17 protein-coding genes and 3 pseudogenes are annotated in these 25,185 nt (G+C 70.3%); 12 read left to right on the forward strand and 8 right to left on the reverse strand.

What is annotated here, in order from left to right:
- Nucleotides 1-82: 82 nt before the first annotated feature.
- Both ACFYZJ_RS01865 and ACFYZJ_RS01870 read left to right on the forward strand, forming a co-directional pair.
- Nucleotides 83-901 carry a rhomboid family intramembrane serine protease gene (locus ACFYZJ_RS01865; protein WP_388561764.1) on the forward strand — a complete coding sequence of 273 codons (819 nt, stop codon included), beginning with the start codon at nt 83-85 and terminating at the stop codon, nt 899-901.
- A gap of 450 nt (nt 902-1,351) precedes the next feature.
- The gene (locus ACFYZJ_RS01870; protein WP_388561766.1) at nt 1,352-1,591 is read left to right on the forward strand and encodes a hypothetical protein; all 240 of its coding nucleotides are present in this window, start codon (nt 1,352-1,354) and stop codon (nt 1,589-1,591) included.
- 80 nt (nt 1,592-1,671) lie between these two features.
- On the opposite strand, the gene ACFYZJ_RS01875 is transcribed toward ACFYZJ_RS01870, so the two are convergent.
- Nucleotides 1,672-4,344: a glycosyl hydrolase gene (locus tag ACFYZJ_RS01875; protein WP_388561768.1), complete on the reverse strand. Its 2,673-nt coding sequence runs from the start codon at nt 4,342-4,344 to the stop codon at nt 1,672-1,674.
- 453 nt (nt 4,345-4,797) lie between these two features.
- Here ACFYZJ_RS01875 and ACFYZJ_RS01880 point away from each other — a divergent pair, with 453 nt between their 5' ends.
- Nucleotides 4,798-7,449 carry a WD40/YVTN/BNR-like repeat-containing protein gene (locus tag ACFYZJ_RS01880; RefSeq protein ID WP_388561770.1) on the forward strand — a complete coding sequence of 884 codons (2,652 nt, stop codon included), beginning with the start codon at nt 4,798-4,800 and terminating at the stop codon, nt 7,447-7,449.
- Between the two features lie 145 nt (nt 7,450-7,594).
- Here the strand turns inward: ACFYZJ_RS01880 and ACFYZJ_RS01885 are convergent, their stop codons facing one another.
- Both ACFYZJ_RS01885 and ACFYZJ_RS01890 read right to left on the reverse strand, forming a co-directional pair.
- A complete protein-coding gene (locus ACFYZJ_RS01885) occupies nt 7,595-9,346 on the reverse strand; it encodes a DEAD/DEAH box helicase (protein ID WP_388561772.1) in 1,752 nt (583 codons plus the stop codon).
- Nucleotides 9,347-9,433: 87 nt separating this feature from the next.
- Nucleotides 9,434-9,637 (reverse strand): cold-shock protein, encoded by a 204-nt coding sequence (locus ACFYZJ_RS01890; RefSeq protein WP_023544341.1) that lies wholly within the window; start codon nt 9,635-9,637, stop codon nt 9,434-9,436.
- A gap of 413 nt (nt 9,638-10,050) precedes the next feature.
- Here ACFYZJ_RS01890 and ACFYZJ_RS01895 point away from each other — a divergent pair, with 413 nt between their 5' ends.
- Nucleotides 10,051-10,221 (forward strand): hypothetical protein, encoded by a 171-nt coding sequence (locus ACFYZJ_RS01895; protein ID WP_388561774.1) that lies wholly within the window; start codon nt 10,051-10,053, stop codon nt 10,219-10,221.
- 42 nt (nt 10,222-10,263) lie between these two features.
- Here ACFYZJ_RS01895 and hemE read toward each other — a convergent pair whose 3' ends face one another.
- Entirely contained in the window at nt 10,264-11,331 is a 1,068-nt protein-coding gene (gene hemE, locus ACFYZJ_RS01900) for a uroporphyrinogen decarboxylase (protein ID WP_388561776.1), read from the reverse strand.
- A gap of 279 nt (nt 11,332-11,610) precedes the next feature.
- Here hemE and ACFYZJ_RS01905 point away from each other — a divergent pair, with 279 nt between their 5' ends.
- From ACFYZJ_RS01905 to ACFYZJ_RS01915, 3 genes are all read left to right on the forward strand, one after another.
- Nucleotides 11,611-12,234: a DUF3000 domain-containing protein gene (locus ACFYZJ_RS01905; RefSeq protein WP_388562206.1), complete on the forward strand. Its 624-nt coding sequence runs from the start codon at nt 11,611-11,613 to the stop codon at nt 12,232-12,234.
- A gap of 282 nt (nt 12,235-12,516) precedes the next feature.
- On the forward strand, nt 12,517-13,179 hold the full coding sequence (locus ACFYZJ_RS01910) for a response regulator transcription factor (RefSeq protein WP_043444816.1): 663 nt from the start codon (nt 12,517-12,519) through the stop codon (nt 13,177-13,179).
- Between the two features lie 233 nt (nt 13,180-13,412).
- Nucleotides 13,413-14,690 (forward strand): HRDC domain-containing protein, encoded by a 1,278-nt coding sequence (locus ACFYZJ_RS01915; RefSeq protein WP_388561778.1) that lies wholly within the window; start codon nt 13,413-13,415, stop codon nt 14,688-14,690.
- A 12-nt stretch (nt 14,691-14,702) separates the two neighbouring features.
- Here the strand turns inward: ACFYZJ_RS01915 and ACFYZJ_RS01920 are convergent.
- Both ACFYZJ_RS01920 and ACFYZJ_RS01925 read right to left on the reverse strand, forming a co-directional pair.
- Nucleotides 14,703-14,874: pseudogene (locus ACFYZJ_RS01920) on the reverse strand (carbohydrate ABC transporter permease); the annotation flags it as partial.
- Between the two features lie 5 nt (nt 14,875-14,879).
- A pseudogene (locus tag ACFYZJ_RS01925) lies at nt 14,880-15,070 on the reverse strand (carbohydrate ABC transporter substrate-binding protein); the annotation flags it as partial.
- Nucleotides 15,071-15,099: 29 nt separating this feature from the next.
- Between ACFYZJ_RS01925 and ACFYZJ_RS01930 the strand changes: the two are divergent.
- The 5 genes and pseudogenes from ACFYZJ_RS01930 to ACFYZJ_RS01950 form a co-directional block, all read left to right on the forward strand.
- Nucleotides 15,100-15,250 (forward strand): annotated as a pseudogene (locus ACFYZJ_RS01930) (LacI family transcriptional regulator); the annotation flags it as partial.
- A 117-nt stretch (nt 15,251-15,367) separates the two neighbouring features.
- Nucleotides 15,368-16,588, forward strand: coding sequence for a thiolase family protein (locus ACFYZJ_RS01935; protein WP_388561780.1), 1,221 nt, complete (start codon nt 15,368-15,370; stop codon nt 16,586-16,588).
- Nucleotides 16,585-18,714, forward strand: a complete 2,130-nt coding sequence (locus ACFYZJ_RS01940) for a 3-hydroxyacyl-CoA dehydrogenase NAD-binding domain-containing protein (protein ID WP_388561782.1) — start codon at nt 16,585-16,587, stop codon at nt 18,712-18,714. Before ACFYZJ_RS01935 ends, ACFYZJ_RS01940 begins: the two co-directional genes overlap by 4 nt.
- 239 nt (nt 18,715-18,953) lie before the next feature.
- Nucleotides 18,954-20,330, forward strand: a complete 1,377-nt coding sequence (locus ACFYZJ_RS01945; protein ID WP_388561784.1) for a cellulose binding domain-containing protein — start codon at nt 18,954-18,956, stop codon at nt 20,328-20,330.
- Nucleotides 20,331-20,349: 19 nt separating this feature from the next.
- On the forward strand, nt 20,350-21,789 hold the full coding sequence (locus ACFYZJ_RS01950) for a polysaccharide deacetylase family protein (RefSeq protein ID WP_388561786.1): 1,440 nt from the start codon (nt 20,350-20,352) through the stop codon (nt 21,787-21,789).
- A 55-nt stretch (nt 21,790-21,844) separates the two neighbouring features.
- Here the strand turns inward: ACFYZJ_RS01950 and ACFYZJ_RS01955 are convergent, their stop codons facing one another.
- Complete coding sequence (locus ACFYZJ_RS01955; protein WP_388561788.1) at nt 21,845-23,554, reverse strand: glycosyltransferase; 1,710 nt, start codon at nt 23,552-23,554, stop codon at nt 21,845-21,847.
- On the reverse strand, nt 23,551-24,822 hold the full coding sequence (locus ACFYZJ_RS01960) for a nucleotide sugar dehydrogenase (protein WP_388561790.1): 1,272 nt from the start codon (nt 24,820-24,822) through the stop codon (nt 23,551-23,553). The genes ACFYZJ_RS01955 and ACFYZJ_RS01960 overlap by 4 nt, the downstream gene beginning before the upstream one ends.
- Nucleotides 24,823-25,185 lie beyond the last annotated feature (363 nt).

Genomic DNA, 25,185 nt, shown 5'->3' on the forward strand with positions numbered 1-25,185 from the left:
CGCGGGCGGTTGAGGAGACATACGCACGCGCGGACCGCCGCGTTCACCGATTCGCCCGGCCGATCGAGGGCAGTACTTCCTTGTGGTCATCCCCGTCCATGATGTGAACCCGGTGCGCCGCACGCCCTATGTGACGTACGCGCTGATCGCAGCCAATGTCGTCGTCTTCCTGTTCACCCCCGGCCTGGCGGGCTCGGTGGCGGGGCAGAGCGACCTGTCCCAGTTCTGCCACCTCCAGGCGTTCCTGGACCACTACGCCGCGGTGCCGCGCGAGCTGATCCACGACCAGCTGCCCCGGCTGGTGCCCACGGGCGCCGTCGGGGTGGGCGCGCACGGGCCGGGCTGTGTGGTGGCCCCGCCGGGCTACCACAAGTCGCCGCCGGCGTCGGTGTTCACCGCGATGTTCCTGCACGGCAGCTGGCTGCACCTGCTGGGCAACATGCTGTTCCTGTTGATCTTCGGGAACAACATCGAGGACCGCCTGGGCCACATTCGCTTCGCGCTGTTCTACGTGGCGTGCGGGTACGCGGCGGGGTACGGCTACGCGTACCTCAACGCGAGCTCCAGCGACCCGCTGATCGGCGCGTCGGGCGCCATCGCGGGCGTGCTCGGCGCGTATCTGGTGCTCTATCCCAGGGTGCGGGTCTGGATCCTGGTGCCGTTCCTGCTGTTCCTGCCGCTGCGGCTGCCCGCGTGGATCGTGCTCGGCTTCTGGTTCGTGCTGCAGGCGGTCTACTCGTCCGGGAACGGCGTCTCCTCGGCCGGGACCGTGGCGTACGCGGCCCATGTGGTGGGCTTCCTCGTGGGCATGATCCTTGCCCTGCCCCTGCGCCAGGGGACCCCGCCGCCACCCGAGCCGCACGGCCTGCAGTGGGGCAGGCGTGCGCGGCCGGGCTGGTGAGCCGCCAACTCTGTACGGGCACAGGAACCGGGTGCCGAACCAGAGCGTCACAGTGGCGTGCGGCGACGTAGGGAGGCAGTTGTGGCGCCGGAGCGGCGCAGACGCGGACGGGGCCACGGGCGGCCGTGGTCAGGGGCCGCCCTGCTTGCGGTCGCCTGCCTTCTGACCGCCTGCGGAAGCAGTGGTGGCGGCTCGCAGTCCGACTCGACGCCGCCGCGCCCTTCCGCCGACCCGCACGCCGCAACGCCGTCGGGGAAAGGTGCCGGCACGGCAGAGCCCCCCGCCTCGCCCTCCATGTCCCCGGGGGCAACAGCACCTCCCGGGACACCGTCGTCGTCCCCGGGGGCCACCGCGACAGCCCAGGCCACGGCCACCCCGTCGACGGGATGCATAGCAGGCTCCGCCACCGTCACCCATGGATCCGAGGACGCCTCCGTCCGGAGTCTGTGCGTGCGATCCGGCACGACGGTGACCGTCGTCCTGGCGCCCCGCGCCCACGGTGCCTGGCCGAAGCCGCGCAGCAGCAACCCGGTGCTGGCGCTGGTGACCTCGTCCGCCACCGACAGCAAGGGTGTCACCCGGGTCACGGTGCGGGCCGCGCGCATCGGGGCGGTGACCGTGACCTGGGGGCCGGAAAGCGCGCCGCTCTTCACGCTGCGGCTGAGTGTGGCGGCCTATCCGGTGCAGTGAACGGAACAGGAAACGGCCGGTGCGTCCCCGCGTGGGGTGCGCACCGGCCGTCGTTGTGCTCCAGAGCGTACGGGTGGTGATCAGTCGTTACGGCCCTTGAGGCGCCGTACGTCGAAGGACCGGATACCGCGTCCGTGCGTGGCGGCGTACAGCTTGCCGTCGGGGCCGAGGCGGAGCTGCATGACGGCCGTGGTGGGCAGGTTGTGGCCGAGGACCTGCCACTGGGTGGCGCCGACGGGCCGGTAGAAGGTCGCCAGGTCGGTGCCGAGGGCGAGGCCGCCGTTCGGGAGGAGCTTCACCGCGTTGGCGGGGACGTCGGGCAGGTTGGCCGAGATGTCCGTCCAGCTCGCGCCACCGTCCTTGGACTCGAAGACGTGGCCGACGCCCGCGCCGGGGCCTTCGGTCCACTTGCGGGAGAAGCCGTTGACAGCCACGTAGACGTGCTGGGCGTCGGTCGGGTCGATCTCGAAGCCGGAGATGTAGCGGTTCGGGACGGTGCCGTCGACCGGGAGGTTCAGCTGGTGCCAGCCGGTGCCGTCGGCGTTGCCGACCGCGATGCCGCGGGTGAAGCCCTGGTTGTTGCAGGGGCCGCACCAGCCGACGTAGACGGTGCCGCCGGAGGACGCCACGGCGGTGGCCACGTGGCCCTCGCCGAGGTCGTAGGCGTCCGTCCACTCCTTGCCGGAACGGATCGCGAAGCCCTTGGTCTGCACCCACACGTGCCGGCCGCCGGCCACCCAGATGTTGGTGTTCTTGGCGTCGGCGGTGATCGGTGCGATGAAGCGGGCGCCCGCGCCGCCCTGGTCCTTGTCCGGCGGGGCGACCTCGTACTCGGTGGCCTTGGTCGGGTCGGCCGTCCAGGAGCCGTCGTTCACGCCGCAGTTCTGCGTGACCCACATGTCGAGGTAGACGTACTCCTCGGCGATGTTGCAGCCGTTGGCCGGGTCGGCGATGGTGTCGCCGCCGTCCCCTCCGAAGTCGGAGCCCATGACCTTGTCCCGGCCGCGCAGGATCGACTGGCCGTTGTCCTGCAGGCCGCCGGTCACCGAGACGCCACCGTTGGCGAGGTCCTTGCCGACGCCCACGGAGTAGTACTGAAGGGTGTCGAGCGTGCCGTCGCTCAGGGACTGCCAGTCCTTGGCGTGACCGCCGGAGTCGACCGCCCCGTTCAGCGGGCGCCGGTAGATGCCGCCGTCGTTGCCGACGTACACCCACGTCCTGCCCTTGTGGCTGCCGATCGCGACCGCGTGCTGGTCGGAGTGTGTGGTCGGGGAGCAGTCGCCGGTCTGCTTGGCCGGGTCGATGCTCCAGCAGGGGAACGGGAAGTTCCAGTACGGGCCCGGCGTGATCCAGCTCTGGCCGCCGTTCTTGGTCTCGAAGACCTCTTCCAGGCCGAGGTAGACGTGGTCGGCGTCGGCCGGGTCGACCTGGAGGAACTGGTTGTACCAGGACTGGATGCCGGGCATGTAGCCCGCGCTCTGCAGGGCCGACCCGGACGCCTTCAGCTTGGTGTAGTCCGCGATCAGCGTCCACGGCCCGAACGGCGAACCGTTCTTCGACACGTACACGCCCTTGAGCCCGCTGTCCGGGTTGGCGGCCATCTGCGCCGGCGACTGGTCGATGGCGTACAGGCGCGAGCCGTCGGCCGCCGCGGCGAACGTCATGTTGCCGACGTCGTCACTGCTGGTGGGCAGGTCGCCGAGCCCGCTGACCGGCTTCCAGCTGCCGTCGTCCTGCTTGGCGTAGAGCCCGTTGTAGGTGTCGCCGCCGCGCCAGCCGACCGCCAGGAGGACCTTGTTCGGGTCCTTGGGGTCGACAGCGACGTCGTTGGCGATGTTCTTGTACGGCGCGCTCGGGTCGTCCGCCTTCGAACCGCCCGGGAGGTAATCCGGGTTGGGGACGAACTCGTGCTTCCACGGCCCGGACAGGGTGGTCGTGGAGTGCGACCAGACGCCGGTGCTGGTCGCCGCCCAGACCTTGGTGCCGGCGAAGCGCAGGGCGTGGATGACGGTCGACTCCAGTTCGGCACCGCCGACGCGGTCGCCGGGCTCGAACTGGCCGTGGCGCGGGTCCTTCAGGACGTACACACCCGTGCCCACGAAGGACGTCGCCCCGGTGTTGGACTCACCGGTCGCGTACCAGAGCCGGTTCTGCCCGTCCAGCGAGAGGGTGCCGGTCGACAGCGACGGCAGCTTGTCGGCGATCGGCTTCCAGTGACCGCCACCGGTGGTGGAGCGGAAGACGCCACCATTGGCGCCGCCCGCGTACACATAGCCCTGGTCGTCGGCGGCGATACCGGTGATCCGGCCCGTGACGTCACCCGCGCCGCCGCTGGAGTTGGAGTTGACGTCCCGATAGCGGGGGTCGTCGGAGTTGTACGCCTTCTTGGTGACGTGGTCCCAGCCGCCGCTCGTGTGCTTCATGGATTGCAGCTGCTGCCAGGCGGCGCCGTAGGCGCCGGGCGCGACCACGCCGGGCGCGGTACGGGCCTCGGTGAACTGGGCCGTCGCCTCGGCCGAGTTCTCCGCCTCGTCGGCGCCGTCGTCTCCCTCTGACGCGGCGAACGCGGACATTCCCTGGCCCGCGTGCACCGCCTTGATGTGCTGGCGGCCCAGGGCGGCCTGGTGGCGCGCCTGCCAGGGCCGGGGTCTGGTGTCGTTCGACGCCGCGAACGACTGGGTGCTTACCAGTCCGAACGCGGCCGCTACGACGGTGCAGATCATGAACCGCCGCTGGTGCTTCGGGGGCAACATGCCCTCTCCTCCCTGCACCGGGCATATGGGGGTGCCCCGGCACAGAGGGGATCTTGGCGTGACCACAACAGTCACACAAAGGCCTCACAGGAAAAATGGTGGGGAGTTTACGTTTGCGGGCCTCTTGAACCGTGACTCCCCCTTGAGCACCGTAGTTTGACGCCGCGTGGAGGCCTCGCGGTCGCGACCGGGCCTGCGGCCGGCCAGGCGGCCGTCAGTAACGGATGGGCGGCCGACGGCGCTGCAAGTAATGAGGTGTGCCGGCACTCTGCGAGAAGAAATGGCGAACGAGGCCATTTTTGACAATCGTTACGTTTGTCAGGCTATAAAGTCGCTGTCAACCTCTGGGGTTGAGGGAGGGCACAGGAGTACGGTTCCGGCGCTCGGCAGTAGGGGATCAAGTGCGGTCGTAGGGGCGGCCGCGACTTACGCCGAAGAAGCCGGAGACAGTCCATGCGTGTGTATTCCGCACGGCGCAGACCGCGCCGCGGGGCGGAGGGCGGCGGCAGAGCGGCACTGGCCGTCGTCGCCGCCGCACTCCTGATGGCGGGGACGGGATCCGTCACCGCCTACGGGGTGAGCGGCACGGACGCCGGCCGCCATGACGTGGCGGGCGAAGAGTCCCATGAACTGATGGAGTCCCTCGACGCGTTCAACGAGCCGAGGCTCTCCCCCAGCGGCCAGATCGCGCCGGGCGCGTACGCCGACGCCTGGGCGCACATCAAGAACATGCCGGTCAGGTCCGGGAGCTGGAGCGAGGTCACCACCTCCCCGTACAACGAGGACGCGCTGCACTACCGCGACCACTCCGCTTCCAACTCCGGTGGCGGAGCGGGCCACTCCGCGGGCCGTATCGCCGCTCTGGCCGCCGACCCGACCCACCAGGGCGTGGTCTACGCGGGCGCCGCCGGGGGCGGCGTGTTCCGCTCCACCGACGACGGCAGGACGTGGACGCCGATCGCAGACCGGCTGCCCGCCCTGTCCGTGGGCGCCCTCGCGGTCGCGCCCGACGGTTCGCTGTGGCTGGCCACCGGTGAGGCCACCACCGCCTCCGACAACTACCTCGGCAGCGGCGTCTACCGCCTCGCGGACCCGGTCACCGGCACGTTCAGCGAGAGCGACAAGGTGGGCGGCACCGAGCTGGACAGCAGCTCCATCCATACCCTCACCTTCGACAAGGCCGCCGGGTACGTCTTCGCGGCCTCCTCGCACGGCGTCTTCCGGCGTCCGCTGTCGGCCGGGCAATCCACCGCCTGGACGAAGGTCCTGGCCCCTTGCACGGGCATCGGCATCAGCGGCGTGAGCTGCGGGGTGGACGGCCACTACGCGGACATCGCCAACGACATCGCCGTGCAGCCCGGCAGCGACGGCACCAAGCTGCTGGCCAACGTGGCCTGGCGCAGCGGCGCCGACTACAACGGCTTCTACTACTCCGCCGACGCGGGCACGACCTGGAAGCGCGCCAACCCGACCGGTGCGATCAATCCCGCCGAGATCGGCAACGCCGCCTTCGCCTACGCGGCCGACGGCAGCAAGCTGTACGTCTCCATGGAGTCCCCCAAGCTCCTCAACAAGTCCTCCGGCTCCGGTGTGTACTCGGTCCTCGCGGGTGTGTACGTCAGCCAAAGCGGCAACGCCGACGGTCCGTTCAAGCAGATCGCGACCTCCTCGTCGCTGTCGACGAGCGGCTCCGCGATGAAGGTCAACGAGATCGGCAGCGGCTACCAGCCCGGTTCCCAGGCGTGGTACGACCAGGTGATCGCGGTCGATCCGAGCGATCCCGACCACGTCTACCTGGGCCTTGAGGAGATGTTCGAGTCCCGCGACGGCGGCGCCACCTGGAAGGCGATCGGCCGCTACTGGAACTTCGGTATGCCGTGCTTCTCGTACGACCCCGCCGCGAACTCCTGCGACGGCGATGTGATGCACTCCGACCAGCACGCACTCGCCTTCGCGCAGTGGAAGGGCAGCACACCGGAGGTGTTCGTCGGCAACGACGGCGGCGCCTACGCCCGCCCCACCACGCAGACCACCACCGGCTGGCGCAACCTCAACGAATCGGGAACCCTGCGCACCCTCCAGTACTACTCGGTGCGCGCGGGCAGGATGACCGACGGCAGCGGCGAGGCCGTCTGGGGCGGCCTGCAGGACAACGGCGTCTCGCTGCTCGCGCCCAAGGGTGCCACCTACCAGGGGCAGCAGCTCAACCCGGACGGCCAGATGGTCTCCCCGTTCGGCGGTGACGGCGGCGACGAGCTGGTCAACCCCGCCAACGGCTGCCAGACCGTCGGCGAGTACGTCGACCTGGCGCTGCAGATCACGAACACCTGCGGCTACACCGCGAGCGACGACGGCTCCGAGGACGTCATCACCGACATCGCGCCCGGCGACCCCGGCGCCCGCTTCATCGCCCCGTTCAGCGCGGACGAGACCGACCCGAACGGCCTGTGGGTCGCGGGCGGCCAGTACGTCTGGGGCAACACCAAGACCTGGAACAGCACCTCCGGCGCCGACTGGACCCAGCTGTACGACCTGGGCGCGGGCCACTCGGCCTCTGCGGTCGCCAGCCGCAACCACGTGACGTGGGCGGCCTGGTGCGGCCCCTGCTCGAAGGTCGACGGCACCTTCGGTCGGGGAATCGCCACCAACTACGGCGGCACCTGGCACCAGGTGAACCTGCCCGCCGCCTTCCCGAACCGCTACATCTCCGGCCTGACCATCGACCCGTCCGACGCCTCCGGCAGGACGGTCTACGCGGTGATCAACGGCTTCTCGCGGCACTGGAACGAGGGCCCGGGCGCCGGCTACGGCCACGTCTGGAAGACCACCGACGGCGGTACGACCTGGACGGACATCAGCGGCGACGCCTCCGCCTCGGACTCCTTCCCGGACGCCCCGGCCAACGCGGCGCTGGTCACCAAGGACGGCACCCTCGTGGTCGCCACCGACCTGGGCGTGTTCACCAGCACCTCGGCGGGCCACTGGGCGCGCCTGGGCACCGACCTGCCCACCTCGCCGGCGGTCTACCTCTCGCCGAGCCCGGACGGCAGCCAGGTGTACGTGGCCACCCACGGCCGAGGCATATGGAAGACGCCGACGCCGTAACACCGCGACGAATCCCTGCACGCCGCACCCGGCAATCGCCCGGGTGCGGCGCCGAGCTCCCGGACCGATCTCGGGTCCGGGGGCCTTCGTCGGCATGATCCGCCGCTCCCTCATCCGGCGGAACAAGCAGGCGCGGGACGAACGCCTACGAAAGGTCGTCACCAGGGCCGGCGTTGCCTGATGCGGGAGAGGTGCGGCGGCCGCCTCGACGGCCGGAGGTGCGGCCGCCGGTCCCGACGGCGCCGCCCGTGGCTCCGTCCGCCGCCGCCCGGCGGCCGGAGCTGCGCGCAGCCCTGCCCGAGCCGGTCGACGCACCGGCCGCGGACCGGCGGTCGGAACTGCGGCCGCCCGCTCCGACGGCACCGCCCGGGGCCCCGCCGGAACCCGCCCGGCGGGCAGATCCGCGCCCGCCGGTTGCGGAGGTGCCACCGGGCGCCGTCGCCCCGGCCCGGCGGTCGGAGCCTCGGCTCCCCGTCCCGGTGGCAGGATCTGTCGCCGCCTCGCCCACGCCGCCGTTGCGGCGCGGGCGACCGGATCGCCTGCCGGTCTTCGTGCCGGTCTTCCGGTCCGGGCGGGACGCCGTCGGCGTCGCCGGCTGGGGGACCTCGATGGTGACGGCCACGCCGGAAGGCTCCCGGGCGCCGGTGATCGTGGCCAGTTCCGCGTCGCTCGACGTCACGCGGGCCGTCCGGGGGCGGATGCCCGCGTCCGACATGAGCCGGGTGACGTCCCGTTTCTGGGCGGGCAGGACCAGTGTGACCACGCTGCCGGAGCCGCCGGCGCGAGCCGTGCGGCCACCCCGGTGGAGGTAGTCCTTGTGGTCGGTGGGCGGATCGACGTTCACGACCAGGTCGAGATCGTCGATGTGGATGCCCCGGGCCGCGACGTTCGTCGCCACCAGGGCGGTGACCTGGCCGTTCTTGAACTGTTCCAGGGTGCGGTTCCGCTGCGGCTGGGAGCGGCCTCCGTGCAGCGCCGCCGCGCGGACACCGACGGCCAGGAGCCGCTTGGCGAGCCGGTCGGCGGACCTCTTGGTGTCGAGGAAGAGGATGACCCGGCCGTCACGGGCCGCGATGCGCGCGGTGACGGCCTTCTTGTCGGTCTCGTCCTGGACGTGGAGCACGTGGTGCTCCATGGTGGTCACCGCTCCCGCGGACGGGTCCACGGAGTGCACCACGGGGTCGGTCAGGAACCGCCGCACCAGGCCGTCGATGTTGCGGTCCAGGGTGGCCGAGAAGAGCATGCGCTGTCCGTCGGGCCGTACTCGCTCGATCACCTTGGTGATCTGCGGCAGGAAGCCCATGTCGGTCATCTGGTCGGCTTCGTCCAGCACCGTGATGCGGACGTCGTCGAGCACGCAGTCCCCGCGCTCCACCAGGTCGTTGAGCCTGCCGGGGCTCGCCACCAGCACCTCCGCACCGCGTCGGAGCGCGTCGGCCTGCTTGGTGATGGACAGCCCGCCGACCACGGTGGCCAGCCGGAGGTTCACCGCCGTCGCGTAGGGGGTCAGCGCGTCCGCCACCTGCTGGGCGAGTTCCCGGGTGGGCACCAGTACGAGGGCGAGGGGCGCCTTGGGCTCCGCGCGCAGTCCGGCCGTACGGGCCAGGAGCGCCAGCCCGAACGCGAGGGTCTTGCCGGAGCCGGTGCGTCCCCGTCCCAGCAGGTCACGGCCGGCGAGCGAGTTGGGCAGGGTGGCGGCCTGGATCGGGAAGGGGGTGGTCACACCCTGTGCGGTGAGGGTGTTCAGCAGCCCCGCGGGCAAGTCCATACCGCCGAAGTCCTCGACGGCGGGCAGTGCGGGTGTCGTGCCTTCCGGCAGCCGGAATTCCCTCGGCGACGATACGGACGGTGCGGGTGACGAGGCGCGCCGGTTCGGCTTCTGGGGCCTGCGGGACATGCAGTTATCTGCCTTCCTGGGAACAGCACAAACCGGGGTCCGCACCATGACGGTGCGGACCCCGGTGAGCGGATACGCGTCCGGCGATCAGGCGGGGACGATGTTCTCCGCCTGCGGGCCCTTCTGGCCCTGCGTGACGTCGAAGGAGACCCGCTGGCCTTCCTGGAGCTCACGGAAGCCCTGGGTCGCGATGTTCGAGTAGTGGGCGAAGACGTCGGGACCGCCGCCGTCCTGCTGGATGAAGCCGAAACCCTTTTCGGCGTTGAACCACTTCACGGTTCCCTGTGCCATGACCTTCTCCTTCTGATAGGCAGAGGCCCCATCCGGAGATGCCGGAAAAACAAATAATGCGCCTGCGGAGAATCGTTCCCGTCAGGCGCACATAGGTTCATGGGTACCACAACTGCAACTCCAAAGACCTTAGCACAGCTCGGCGGCCCGTGGTGGCGAAACGGCCTCGGTCGCGACGAGGTCGACGGTCGGCCGCGGCGGCAGCGACGCTCTCACCGACTCACTGCACCCCCGGTCCGAGCTCGCCTCTCGGACGTCTCACCGATGACGGCCTGACAGGCAAGCACCTGTGCGCCCCGGTCGACGACCGGCGACGGGCCCCTGTGGAGCACGGCGGGACCGTGCCCCAGGGCGTTTCGGCGACACGCACCACGGAACCCGATGCGTCCGACATGCGACTTATGGGCGTCATCATGGGCGACCCACGCGAACGTGAACGCGAGCAGCAGTCGCCGCTCGAGCGGGAGACCGGCGAGCCGGACGTGCACCCGGAGGAGCAGGGGCGGTCCAAGCCCGACACGTCCGGTGGCCCCGCGACGAAGGCCACCGACGCACGGAAGGAGACCGACGAGCGCTCCGAGTGAGCTGCGGACGTGCCGGCCGCCCGTGCGGTACGAGGAGTCCCGTCAGCGGGCCGTCTGCGTGTGGACGTACTCCACGAGCCGGGTCAGGGCGTCCGGGTCCGTGGACGGCAGGACACCATGGCCGAGGTTGAAGACATGGCCCTCCAGACCGGCGGCGGCGTCCAGGACCTCGCGGGCCTTGACCTCGACGGCCTCCCACGGCGCGAACAGCACCGCCGAGTCGAGGTTCCCCTGGAGCGCCTTGCCGGGGCCGACGCGGCGGGCCGCCTCGTCCAGCGGGACCCGCCAGTCGACGCCGACGACGTCCGCGCCGGCCTCACCCATCAGTCTCAGCAGCTCACCCGTGCCGACACCGAAGTGGATGCGGGGGACGCCGTAGCCCTCGACGGCCCGGAAGACCTTCGCCGAGGCGGGCAGCACCGAGCGGCGGTAGTCGGCGGGGGCCAGGGCCCCGGCCCAGGAGTCGAAGAGCTGGACGGCGGAGGCACCGGCCTCGATCTGGACCTTGAGGAAGGCGGCCGTGATGTCCGCGAGCCGGTCCACCAGGTCGGCCCACAGCTGCGGGTCGCCGTGCATGAGCGCCTTGGTGTGCTCGTACGTACGGGACGGGCCGCCCTCGATGAGGTAGCTCGCGAGGGTGAAGGGGGCGCCGGCGAAACCGATCAGCGGTGTCTCGCCCAGCTCCGCGGTGAGCAGCTTGATCGCCTCGGTGACGTAGGGGACGTCCTCGGGGGTCAGGTCGCGCAGCCGGGCCAGGTCGGCGCGGGTGTGGATCGGGTGCTCGACGACCGGGCCGACGCCGGGCTTGATGTCGAGGTCGACGCCGATGGCCTTCAGGGGCACGACGATGTCGCTGTAGTAGATCGCCGCGTCCACGCCGTGTCGGCGGACCGGCTGCAGGGTGATCTCGGTGACCAGCTCGGGCCGCATGCAGGACTCCAGCATGGGGATGCCCTCGCGCACCTTGCGGTACTCGGGCAGGGAGCGTCCCGCCTGCCGCATGAACCACACCGGGGTGTGCGGCACGGGCTCGCGCCTGCACGCCTTCAGGAAGGCGGAGTCGTACGTCGCTTTCGGCTGGCCCGTGGCGGGGCGGTCATTGACACTCACGCCAAAAGTCTCGCACGCCACCGGAGCGATCCCGGCCTCCGGGCGTGAGCGCCCCTGGAAGGGGCGCGGGGCTGTGTCCGTGCGCGGCTGAGCGGCGTCAGCGCGCCACACCTGGAAGGACCCGTCCGCCCTACGACAGGATCCAGCCACGACGAACCGCGGTACGGCTCCCGAACCCCCGGCGGCATCGGGTGTCTCTCCAAGCGAACGCGCTTTCTTCCCCTTAATCTTCCCCGCATGGCTGCGGCTCGGGAACGACAGACGGACGGCGCCGGCGGAATGGACGACGCGGAGGGGGAGGGCGATGCGATGGAGACGGCTCCGCTGCCCTTCCGCGCCGCGGTCGACGCCCTGAAGGCCGCACGCCTGCGGCCGGAGATCGAGATCGAGCCGTCGCGCCCGCCGCAGCGGCTCGCCCCGCACACGTACGCGCTGGAGGCGGCCGTGGTCGCGGACGACGAGGACCTCGCCGACGGGCGCCTCGTGCTGCTGCACGACCCGGCCGGGCACGAGGCCTGGCAGGGCTCCTTCCGCCTGGTGACGCTGGTGCGCGCGGAGCTGGAGCCGGAGATGGCGGCGGACCCGCTGCTGCCCGACGTGTGCTGGTCCTGGCTGACCGGCGCGCTGCAGGCCCGCGGGCTGGCGTACGGCGAGCCGAGCGGGACCGTCACGCGCGCGAGCTCGCACTACTTCGGCGGTCTCGCCGCCCGTCCGGCCGTCTCCCAGATCGAGATCCGCGCCTCGTGGACGCCCCGGGAGGGCATCGGCGGCGTCCCGGACACCGCGGCGCACCTGGCCTCCTGGTGCGATCTGCTGTGCCAGGTGGCGGGCCTGCCCCCGGCGGGGCCGGGCGACGCCTCGGTGGTGACGCTGCCACAGCGTCGCGGGCCGCAGCCCCGCTGACGCCGGCGCGTCCGCCGGGCCTGTCAATGTCCTCTTGACCTTCCTTGCCATCTCTTTGTCGATACGGCCACTTTCGGCCTCGTATCGACCATGGACCGAACCGACTCGATCCTCAGATGATCGCTCGCGCGTCCGAATTGCACGGATTGTTACTCACCAAATCGTGATCATTCTCTAAAGGAGCACGAGTTTGGTGCCGAAGACGACTGTGACCTTCAAACCACGTTCGTCCCGGCCGCTTCCCCGAGCCGGCCCCGTCCCCGCACCCCTCCAGGAGGCCTGGTGTCCGTTCTCCTCGAGCAGCCCGCAAGCCTGGTCGCCTACCGCCCCAACAAGCCGACCGCCATGGTCGTGGTGGCCGACCCGCGCGTTCGTTCCACCGTCACCCGCCATCTCTGGGCGCTCGGAGTGCGCGACGTCATCGAGGCGTCGTCCATCGCAGAGGCCCGTCCTCGTATCGGCAACCCGCGCGACATCTGCGTCGCCGACGTCCATCTCCCCGACGGCTCCGGTCTCACCCTCCTGTCCGAGACCCGGGCCGCGGGCTGGCCCAACGGGCTCGCCCTGTCCGCCGCCGACGACATCGGCGCCGTCCGCAACGCCCTCGCGGGCGGTGTCAAGGGCTATGTCGTCACCGGTACCCGCACCAACATCGGGCTCCCCACCCGACCCGGTGCCGCCCCCATCGGCGCCGCCGCCGCGCGCCTGCACCGCCGCCCCCCGGGTGCCCCGAGCCACCCGGGCGGCTACCGCGAGCTGTCCGGCCGCGAGGTGGAGGTGCTGCGTCTGGTCGCCGAGGGACAGTCCAACAAGGCGATCGGCGTCTCGATGGGCCTGTCCGCGCTGACCGTGAAGAGCCACCTGGCCCGCATCGCCCGCAAGCTCGGCACCGGCGACCGCGCCGGGATGGTGGCCGTGGCCCTGCGGACCGGCATCATCCACTGACCGACCTCCACCACCCACCCCGGCCCGCGTCCGCACCGAGCCGCCACCGAGCCGCGTCCGGGAACCCGGCCGCCCGCCCGGGACACCCGCCGTTTCCCGCCGGGCACCGGCACCGCGCCCCCCGCGCGGACATGATGGACCCCTGTGACACATGACTGGTTTACGACCCCCCATCGCCCGTCGACGGAACGTTCCGTCGGCGGGCGTAGTCCACGCACAGATACCCTTGACAGGTGACCGACGCCCAAGAGACCGCAGCAGACAGTCCACTGCGAACCACCGGAGGCGCCCCTCCGGACGACGTCGAAACGGCGCCGATCCCGTTGCTCGAGCCGCGCGACGGCATTCCGCCCGTGATTGCCGAGGAGGCCTCGCTCGCCGAGGTGATCGCCGCCTTCGCCGCCGGCACCGGCCCCGTCGCCGTCGACGCCGAGCGGGCCTCCGGCTACCGGTACGGCCAGCGCGCCTACCTCGTGCAGCTGCGCCGCGAGGGCGCGGGCACCGCGCTGATCGACCCGGTGGCCTGTCCCGACCTGTCGGCCCTCGCCGAGGCGATCTCCGACGCGGAGTGGGTGCTGCACGCCGCCACCCAGGACCTGCCCTGCCTGCGAGAGATAGGCATGGTGCCCACCCGTCTGTTCGACACCGAGCTGGCCGGGCGCCTCGCCGGGTTCCCCCGGGTGGGCCTCGGCGCCATGGTGGAGAGCGTCCTCAGCTTCATCCTGGAAAAGGGCCACTCCGCCGTCGACTGGTCGACGCGGCCCCTGCCCGAGCCCTGGCTGCGCTACGCCGCCCTCGACGTCGAACTGCTCGTGGACCTGCGGGACGCCCTGGAGAAGGAGCTCGAGCGGCAGGGGAAGCTGGAGTGGGCACGGCAGGAGTTCGACGCGATCGCCTCCGCGCCGCCGCCCGAGCCGCGCAAGGACCCCTGGCGCCGCACGTCCGGGATGCACAAGGTGCGCCGCCGCCGGCAGATGGCGGCCGTCCGGGAGCTGTGGCAGACCCGGGACCGGATCGCGCAGCGCCGGGACGTCTCGCCGGGCAAGGTGCTCGGGGACGCCGCGATCATCGAGGCGTCCCTCGCCCTGCCACCGAACGTGCACGCGCTGGCCGCGCTGAACGGCTTCGGCCACCGCATGGGACGGCGCCAGCTGGAGCAGTGGCAGGCCGCCATCGACCGCGCCAGGGCGCTGCCGGAGGCGGAGCTACCGCACCAGGGACAGCCGGTGACGGGTCCGCCGCCGCCGCGCGCCTGGGCCGACAAGGACCCGGCGGCGGCCGCCCGGCTGTCCGCCGCGCGGGCCGCGGTGTCGGCCCTGGCCGAGCAGCTCAACCTGCCTCAGGAGAACCTGATCAGCCCGGACACCGTGCGGCGGGTCTGCTGGGAGCCGCCCAAGCCGGTGGACGCGGAGGCCGTGGCCTCCGCTCTCGCCGGGTACGGGGCGCGGGCGTGGCAGGTCGAGCAGGTCACTCCGGTGCTGGTCGAGGCGCTGTCCGTGAAGGGTGCCTAGGCACCGGGTGATTCACCTCGTCGCTCCCCTGCTGAACCCGTTGTAGATGAAGCGCTGCAGCACCAGGAACACGATCAGTGTCGGCAGGATCACCAGTCGAGATCACGCCAAGGTCCCGTGAGGACATGTACAGGAAGGGGATGTGGAGGTCGTTGCAGACGGTGGTCCCCTTCACGATCACCACAACGCGGCGGCGTACGTCTTCATCGTGCCGTCCTGCACGAGGTCGGTCCGCTGGGTGAGGACCGTGATGGTCCCGCTCATCCGCGACGGGTCGTCGTTCGCCTTGGCCTCGCGCCCCTGTCTGAGGTGCCGGTGCACCCGGCGAGCAGCAGGGCGCCCGCGGTCAGGGCGAGGACTGTACGGCGGTGCATGTGCATCAGCTCCGTTCTCGGGACGGAAGAGCACGACGCTGTCCGCGATGAGCCATGACGTGTACGGATTCGGGGCCGACGCGGCGCGGACGCTGTTCGGGATGATCACGGGAGAGGCAGGGTTCGCATCCCGTCCCGGCCCCCGTGCCGACCCCGCGGGGCTCCACGGCTCCGCCGAAGGTGTGACCTTCACCGCTTGGGCGTGCGGGACTGGGCAGCTTGGTTACCCACAAGTAGCATGGTGCTGAGCGCGCGCTCAGCGTGTCGCAGCAGTGCCATCCCGCACCCTGGAGGAGAGCCATCGTGCCTCGTACCATCAGGGACGTCGTCTTCGTCGACGGCGTCCGCACCCCGTTCGGCAAGGCGGGCCCGAAGGGCATCTACCACGAGACCCGCGCCGACGACCTCGTCGTGAAGGCGATCCGGGAGCTGCTGCGCCGCAACCCGGGTCTGGACCCGAAGAAGATCGACGAGGTCGCCATCGCCGCGACCACGCAGATCGGTGACCAGGGCCTGACCCTCGGCCGCACCGCGGGCATCCTGGCCGGCCTCCCCCAGTCGGTCCCCGGCTACTCCATCGACCGCATGTGCGCGGGCGCGATGACGGCCGTGACGACCACGGCCGGCTCGATCGCGTTCGGCGCGTACGACGCCGTCATCGCGGGCGGTGTGGAGCACATGGGCCGCCACCCGATGGGCGAGGGCGTCGACCCGAACCCGCGGTTCGTGAGCGAGAAGCTGGTCGACGAGTCCGCCCTGTTCATGGGTATGACCGCGGAGAACCTGCACGACCGCTACCCGCACATCACCAAGCTGCGCGCCGACGAATACGCCGTGCGCTCCCAGGAGAAGGCCGCGAAGGCGTACGCCAACGGCAAGATCCAGCAGGACCTGGTGCCGATCTCCGTACGCCGCACCAACCCCGAGGGCGGCGAGACCGGCTGGGGCCTGGTCACGGCGGACGAGCCGATGCGCCCGGGCACCACGCTGGAGAACCTGGCCGGCCTGAAGACGCCGTTCCGCGTCCACGGCCGGGTCACCGCGGGCAACGCGGCCGGTCTGAACGACGGCGCCACCGCCTCCATCATCGCGAGTGAGGACTTCGCCCGCGAGAACGGCCTGCCGGTCAAGATGCGCCTGGTCTCCTACGCCTTCGCGGGCGTGGAGCCGGAGGTCATGGGCTACGGCCCGATCCCGGCGACGGAGAAGGCCCTCGCCAAGGCGGGCCTGTCGATCTCCGACATCGGCCTGTTCGAGATCAACGAGGCGTTCGCCGTCCAGGTCCTGGCCTTCCTCGACCACTACGGCATCGCGGACGACGACGAGCGCGTCAACCAGTACGGTGGCGCGATCGCCTTCGGTCACCCGCTGGCCTCCTCCGGTGTCCGCCTGATGACGCAGCTCGCCCGCCAGTTCGAGGAGCAGCCCGAGGTCCGCTACGGCCTCACCACCATGTGCGTCGGCTTCGGCATGGGCGCGACGGTCATCTGGGAGAACCCGCACTTCGACGGAGGCGACAAGTGAGCACCACCGCTGAGCTGTTGAAGGGCGCGGCCGAGCTGTTCCCGGACGAGGTCGTCACGCAGGCGCACGTACGCCACTTCGACCTGCCGTTCGGTGTGGGCCGGTTCGCCCTGATCACCCTCGACAACGGCCACGACCACACCAAGCCGACCACCTTCGGCCCGGCCTCGCTCGCGAACCTGAACACCGCGATCGACCAGGTCGAGAAGGAGGCCGCGGACGGCGACATCGTCGGCGTCGGCATCACCGGCAAGCCGTTCATCTTCGCGGTCGGCGCCGACCTCAAGGGCGTCGAGCTGCTGAAGCGGCACGAGGACGCGCTGGCCATCGGCAAGGGCGGCCACGAGGTCTTCAAGCGCCTGTCCAAGCTGGCCGTACCGACGTTCGCGTACTACAACGGCGCGGCGATGGGCGGCGGCGTCGAGGTCGGCCTGCACTGCACCTACCGCACGGTGTCGAAGGCCGTTCCGGCGTTCTCCCTGCCCGAGGTGTTCCTGGGCCTGGTCCCGGGCTGGGGCGGCTGCACCCTGCTGCCGAACCTGATCGGCGCCGACAAGGCCGTCTCGGTCATCATCGAGAACTCGCTGAACCAGAACAAGCAGCTCAAGGGGCAGCAGGTCTACGACCTCGGCATCGCCGACGCCGTCTTCGAGGGCGCCGACTTCCTGGAGCAGTCGCTGACCTGGACGGCGCGCGTCCTCAAGGGCGAGATCGAGGTCGAGCGCCCGGTCATCGACCGCGGTGAGGCCTGGGACCAGGCCGTCGCCAAGGGCCGCTTCATCGCGGACGGCAAGGTGCACGGCGCGGCCCCCGCCGCCTACCGCGCCCTCGACATCATCGCCGCCGCGAAGAACGGCGACCTGCAGCAGGGCTACGACGCCGAGGACCAGGCCCTCGCAGACCTGATCATGGGTGGTGAACTGCGCGCCGGCATCTACGCGTTCAACCTCGTCCAGAAGCGTGGCAAGCGCCCGGCGGGCGCCCCCGACAAGAGCCTGGCGCGCCCGGTCACCAAGGTCGGTGTCGTCGGCGCCGGTCTGATGGCCTCGCAGCTCGCCCTGCTCTTCCTGCGCCGCCTGGAGGTCCCGGTCGTCCTGACGGACATCGACCAGGAGCGCATCGACAAGGGCGTGGCCTACGTCCACGCCGAGATCGACAAGCTGCTCGGCAAGGGCCGGATCAACCAGGACAAGGCCAACCGCCTCAAGGCGCTGGTCTGTGGTGTCCTCGACAAGGCCGAGGGCTTCTCCGACGCCGACTTCGTCATCGAGGCCGTGTTCGAGGAGATGGGCGTCAAGCAGCAGGTGTTCGCGGAGGTCGAGGCGGTCGCGCCCGAGCACGCGATCCTGGCGACCAACACCTCGTCCCTCTCCGTGTCGGAGATGGCGTCGAAGCTGAAGCACCCGGAGCGGGTCGTCGGGTTCCACTTCTTCAACCCGGTGGCGGTCCTGCCGCTCCTTGAGATCGTCCGCGGCGAGAAGACGGACGACGCCTCACTGGCGACCGCCTTCGCGGTGGCCAAGAAGCTGAAGAAGACGGCGGTTCTGGTCAAGGACGCCCCGGCGTTCGTCGTGAACCGCATCCTGACCCGCTTCATGGGCGAGATCCAGAACGTCATCGACGAGGGCACCCCCGTCGAGGTGGCGGAGAAGGCGGTGGAGCCGCTGGGTCTGCCGATGTCGCCGCTGGTCCTGCTGGAGCTGGTCGGCCCGGCGATCGGCCTGCACGTCTCGGAGACCCTCAACCGGGCGTTCCCGGACCGCTTCAAGGTCTCCCCGAACCTCAAGGCGGTCGTCGAGGCGGGCAAGCGCGGCTTCTACGTCTACGACAGCGGCAAGCCCGAGCTGGACCCGGAGGTCGCCGCGCTGCTGAAGCAGGGCGATGTGGTCCTGACGGAGGAGCAGGTCCGCGCCCGGGTCCTCGACGCGGTGGCCCAGGAGATCGGGCTGATGCTCGAGGAGGGCGTCGTCGCCGAGGCCCAGGACATCGACCTGTGCCTGATCACCGGCGCCGGCTGGCCCTTCCACCTGGGCGGCATCACGCCGTACCTGGACCGCGAGGGCGTCTCGGAGCGCGTGAACGGCAGGACGTTCCTGGAGCCGGGCGTCGCGAGCGTCCCGGCGTAACGGCACTCGCCTGAACGCCACTCGCCTTGAGGGGGCGGGCCGCACGGAACCCGATCCGTGCGGCCCGCCCCCTTTTGCTCGTACACATGCGACTAGGATCTCCACACAGCTGGCTCAAAAGTTCGCATTCATCAGATGTTCTCCATCAAAGACGATCGAATCACCTCATTACCTGCGGAGGAGCTTCCGTGGCGTCCACCCGCCGCCGCCAACGCCCCCGACGTCGGGTGTGGCCCAAGATGAAGTTGCTGCTCCTGGTCGCTGTCGTGGCCGCGGGCGCCACGGCGCTGTATCCGCTCTGGCGCACGGCGCACCCGGACCCGCCGCAGCTCACCGTCCGGTACCGGACGGCCGCCCCGGCGACGGCCGCGGTGGCCGAGCCCTCGCTGGAGGTCTTCAACCAGTCCAAGAAGGCGCTGCCGCTGGGCGATGTGACGCTCCGCTACTACTTCACCGCGGACGGCGGCTCGTACGCCTTCAACTGCGTGCAGGCCGCCTTCGACTGCTCAAACGTCGCGGGGACCGTGACCGAGCTCGACAGGCCGACCGGGACCGCCGACCACTACCTGGAGCTCCGGTTCACGTCCGGCGCCGGCACACTGCAGCCCGGCGCGAACAGCAAGGGCATCGACCTGCAGCTGTACCGCGTCGACCACGAGAAGCTGGACCAGGCGAACGACCGCTCCTTCGACGCCGAGAAGACGACGTACAAGGAGTCCAGGACGGTCACCGCGTACAACCGCGGGGTGCTCGCCTGGGGTGAGGAACCGGACGGCAAGAAGCCGGACGGCGACTCCGAGGACGCGCCCGGGGCCGCCGCCGATCCCGTGCCCGCCCTCCCGTCCGGTGTGCTGTTCGACGACTTCCACTACACCGGCCCCAAGGACCCCGCCCTCTTCAAGCACGGCTGGCTGGTCCGCACCAGCGACGGCGGCCCCGGTATCGACGACACCTGGTCCGCCGACGGTGTCAGCTTCCCCACGGACAAGGACGCCCTGGGCGACGGTCAGGTGCTCAACCTGCGTGCCGCCACGGACGGTACGAAGGCCGGCACCAAGCAGGCCAGCGTGGGCACCGCCGGCCGGGAGTTCCGCTCCGGGACCTACGCCGCCCGGATCCACTTCAGCGACGAGCCGGCCACCGGCAAGGACGGCGACCACGTCAACCAGACCTTCTACGCCATCGGCGGGAAGGGCACGACGTACAGCGAGCTCGACAACGAGTACCTGCCGAACGGCGGCTGGGGCCGGCTCGGACCCAAGCTGGACAACGTGACCTGGCGCACCGTCCAGGACCGCGTGTACAACACGACGCTCAAGAGCCTGGCCGGCTGGCACACCCTCGTGATGACGATCAAGGACGACGTGGTGACGTACCGGATCGACGGCAAGAAGATCTACAGTACGAGCGGCAGTTACGCCCCGCGCACCGGTATGTCCGTCAACTTCAACACCTGGTTCATCGACCTGCCGTTCAAGAGCGGCGAACGTGCCTGGGACATGAAGGTCGACTGGCTCTACTACAACGCCGAGGACGCGCTGTCCCTCGAGACCGTCGACGCGGCGGTCAAGGACTACAGCCGGAACGGAATGAACTACTTCGACACCACGTCGTGAACCGATCCTGGGGGGCCGGATGAACCGTGAGAAGTCCACAGAGGGATGGAGCCGTCGGGCCGCGCTGGGGCTGGCCGGTGCCGGGGGGCTGGTGACCGCCGGCGGCGCCCTGCTCCACGCGGCGGCGGCCGCGCCGACGGCCGCCGCGCCCGGCATCGGGAACCTGACCACACCGCCGACGTACGCGCCCTCCGGCCGCCGTCCCAGACAGCGGCGCGCCACCTGGTCGCAGCAGTTCCAGTCCGGGCACGGCTGGACCGCCGCGGGCGCCGGCACCGCCTCCGCCGACGCCAACGACACGTCGGTCTTCGTGCGCGGCACCCAGTCGGTCCGGGTGACCACCGCCGGGACGGGCAAGCAGTCGTACGTGCGCAGGCTCGGCGGTCCGGCGACCAGCCTCAGCGGCAAGGCGATCCGGCTGGTCTTCCGCGTCGACGACACCACGAACTTGTCGAAGCTGTCCTTCTACCTCGGCACCGGCTCCCTCGCGAACTACTTCCTCTGGCAGTTTCACACCCACTCCTCCGGCTCGACGAACTACGTGCAGTCCGGCGAGTGGGTCACGGTGCACCTGCAGTGGGCCGACGTCGCGAGCGCGGCCGGCACGTACTCGGTCTCCGCGTCCGGGGTGCCCTCCACCACGACCGGGTTCACCGACATGTCGTTCGTGGTGTACGACAACGCGGGCGGTCCGGTGACGTACCATCTGCAGGCTGTCGAGCTGATCCCGGACACCGCGTCCGTCTTCCCGAAGGGCGTCGCCTCGATCACCTTCGACGACTCCCACACTTCGGTGTACGGCCTGGCCCGGCCCGTGATGGACGCCTACGGCTGCTCCGGCACCGTCTACAACATCGCCGACGCGATCGGCACCAGCAGCTACCTGACGCTCGACCAGATGCGATCGCTGCAGAACGTCTCGGGCTGGGAGATGGCCGGGCACGCCTACGCCTCGAGCGCCCACACCGCGAGCTACAGCGCCCTCACCGCGCAGCAGGTGGACGACGACCTGCGCACCCTGCGGGAGTGGCTGGTCGGCAACGGCTTCACCAGCGAGCACTTCGCCTATCCGCACGGCGCGTTCGACAGCACCACGGACGGCGTGCCCGTCGACCAGATAGCGAGCCGGCACTTCACCACGGCCCGCTCGATCATCTCCGAGACCATCGAGTCGTTCGCCCCGGCGATGCCGTACCGCCTCAAGGCGCTCACCGGCGTCAACGACGGCTCGGGGATCGGCGGGACGGCGCTGGCGAACCTCACGGCGGCGGGCGGCCGGCTCGACCGGTGCGCCAAGAACGGCGACTGGCTCATCCTCTGTCTGCACCGGATCGTCGACGGGACGCCGATGGCCAGCACGGAGATCAGCAAGGCCGGCCTGAACACGCTGATGAAGGCGATCTCCGACCGGGGGATTCCGGTGGTGACGGTCGCGGAGGCGATGGAGTACTACACGTAGGACGACGAGACGGGGGACGGCTCTCGGAGCCGCCCCCCGTTTTTCTTGCCGGTGCCTACCAGCCCTGTCCGTGCCCGTTGCCGCCCTGCTGCCAGGACGGGTCGGCGTACTGGCCCTGGTACTGACCGTCGTACGGGCCGCCCTGCCACTGCTGTTGCTGCTGTGCGGATGGTTCGGGCGTGCCCCAGGACACGCGCTGCTGGGGCACGTAGGCGTGCTGCTCCTCGTAGCCCGGCAGCGGCTGCGGCTGGACCGGGGCGGCCGGAGCCACCCGCTGGGCCGTGCGCCTGAGGGCCACGCCTTCGAGGCGCATCAGCTGGAGGGTCTCGGTGACCTTCTTGTCGGAGTACGGGTCCTCTTCCTCGAAGATCTCCGTCACGTCGGCCTCGTGGTCGCCCGCCACGGACACCTCGACACCGCCCTGCCGGGTGCCCCAGCTGCCCTTGTGCAGGGTGACGAGGGCGTAGAACCGCAGCGGGGTCAGCAGGGTCAGCTGGATGACGCCGTAGAGGGGCGCGAGCAGGAACATGCCGAACCGCTTGATGAAGCCCATGCCGCGGCGCGGGAAGTCGAGGTACCGCACATTGCGGAGGTAGCCCATCAGCACCATGAAGACCAGGTAGTCGCCGATGTGGGCGATGAACCGGTTCGGGTGCAGGATCGGCGTGATGACCATCGAGTAGAACATCGCCGTGCCGAAGACCAGCCACAGCGCCAGTTCCATGCAGGTCAGCCAGAAGGCCGGCCGGTACTTCTTCTGGTGGCGGAAGGCCCAGAGGGACTCGCGGAAGAAGGACTTGTTCCAGCGGACCTGCTGGCGCAGGAAGTGCGGCAGCTTCTCCGGGACGGCCGTGTAGCCGACGGCGGTCTCCTGGAAGACGACCTGGCCCTCCATCAGGCAGTAGTTGGTCATGCGGCGGTCGTCGCCGAAGACGGCCGGCTTACCCAGGAACTGCTGGTTGAGGAAGTCCGGGAGGTACTTGCGCACCAGCGTGCCGCGGTACGCGGAGAGCGCGCCACAGCAGCACAGGACCGACTTCAGACGGGAGTAGGCGGCCCGTTCGAAGAGGAAGGAGTTGCCGTAGCGTAGGTCCTGCAGACGCGTGAAGATGTTGCTGTCGTGGTTGAGCGCCAGGACCATGCCGGTGGAGGCCATGATCTTCTCGTCGGCCAGCGGCAGCAGCAGCTCACGGACGGTGTCCCGGGCCAGCACCGTGTCCGAGTCCACGCACAGGAAGATGTCCGAGTACGGCGCCGCCTCGAAACCCAGCGCGAGGGCCTCGCGCTTGCCCTTGTTCTCGGGCTGCACGCTGACCGTGTACTTGACGCCCTCGGCCTCGAACTCGCGGCGCAGCCTCTTCGCCGCGCGGATACCGGCCGGGTCGGCGCTGCAGTCGTCGATGATGTGGATCTCGTTCGGCAGCCGACTCTGTGCGAGAAGGCTGCGCATGCCCTGCTCGAACATCACCGGGTCCTCGTTGTAGATCGGGATGACCGCGGTGACCCAGGCGTTCTCCAGGTACTCCAGCTCCTCCCGCCCGGCCTTGGCCGGACGGTAGAAGAGGGCGCCGAACATCTTGAGGGCCAGCAGGCCCAGGGCGCCCATGGTGTAGGGGTGCAGGGAGTTCGCGTCCAGCCGCGTGACGATCAACGCGGCCAGAGCGAGGAAGACGAAGTACGACACCTTCAGGTGCCGGCGCTTGCGGTGCGCGCGACGGCCGCCGGACTCGACGGCCCCGGGTATGTACGTCTCGTCGGTGCTCACAGCTTGACCACCCGGGGGTGATCGGCGGACTTGCCCCGCGTGTCGAACAGCATCCGGGCGCGGTCGGCCAGCAGGCCCAGGTCGATCTCGCGGTGCGGCTGGAGCAGGATGGTGAGGTCCGCGGACGCGGCCTCGGCGAGGTAGTCGTGCGTCCGCTCCACCGGTACGCCGGCCACCGTCCACTCGGTGACCCGCGGGTCGAAGTAGACGAGTTCGGCACCCCGGGCGCGCAGGTTGTCGGCCACGGCCAGGGCCGGGCTCTCCCGCTGGTCGGAGATGTCCGGCTTGTAGGTCACGCCGAGCAACAGGACGCGCGACCCGCGTACGGCCTTGCCCTGGTCGTTGAGCAGGTCGGCGGCCCGGTTGACCACGTGGACGGGCATCCGCTGGTTGATCTCCTGGGCCAGCTCCACGAACCGGAACGGGATGCCGAGCGAACGGACCTTGTACGACAGGTAGTTCGGGTCGATCGGGATGCAGTGACCGCCCACACCCGGGCCGGGGTGGAACGGCGCGAACCCGAACGGCTTGGTGGAGGCGCAGCGGATCGCGTCCCACAGGTCGACGTCGATCTCGCGGCAGAACATCGACATCTCGTTGACGAGTGCGATGTTCACATGGCGGTAGGTGTTCTCCAGCAGCTTGGCCATCTCGGCCTCACGCGTGCCCTTCGCCTCCACGACCTGCCGCACGAAACGCTCGTAGAGGGCGCGGGCGGCCTTGGTGCAGTCGGGCGTGATGCCGCCGACCACCTTGGGCGTGTTCTCCAGGCCGAAGCTGGCGTTGCCCGGGTCGATGCGCTCCGGGGAGAAGGCGAGGTGGAAGTCCTCGCCGACCCGCAGGCCGCCGGCCTCCAGCCGAGGGCGTACGACCTCGTCGGTGGTGCCCGGGTACGTCGTGGACTCCAGCACGACGAGGGTGCCGGGCGTCAGATGAGCCGCGATGTCCTCCACGGCGGCCTCGACGGCGCCCAGGTCGGGGGCGCCGTGGTCGGTGAGGGGGGTCGGGACGCAGACGACGACCGCGGCGGCGTCGGCGATGGCCTCGGCCCGGTCAGTGGCCTTGAAGCCCTGCTCCAGCATCGTGCGGACTTCGGTGTCGGTGATGTCGTCGACGTGCGAACGGCCCGAGTTCAGACCGTCGACGACCCGGCGGTTGCGGTCGAGACCGGTGACTTTCAGGCCGGCCGCCGACGCGGACCTGGCCAGCGGCAACCCCACGTACCCGAGCCCGACAACGACAAGATCCACCGTGGTGGCTCTGCTCACGACACCATCCCCAACCCCCGGGCCGACGAGGATTCGGCCCCGTCGGTTCCCTGATCGAACAAGAGTGAGGAGGCTAACAATATTTTCACACTTCAACCACGTTTCCCCCCAGTGCCTCTTGTCACTTTCAAGGACGTACAACCCTTGATCGGGCTCATGTGTCTCAGTAAGCCCGAACCCTCCCAGGGGGGCGCGAACTCCCCTTCCGGGAACCGGTGCGGCAGGTCAGGCCGTCTGCCAGGCCGCCGGGGCGAGGCCCGGTTCGTCCTTCTGACGGGGACGCAGTTCGCCGTCCGGTGTCAGGGTCGCCGCGACCACGCGTCCCTCCTCGTCCTCGGCCGGCAGGTGGGGCAGGCGAGCAAC

It is taken from the genome of Streptomyces sp. NPDC001848, from assembly GCF_042891915.1.
Classification (GTDB): Bacteria; Actinomycetota; Actinomycetes; order Streptomycetales; family Streptomycetaceae; genus Streptomyces.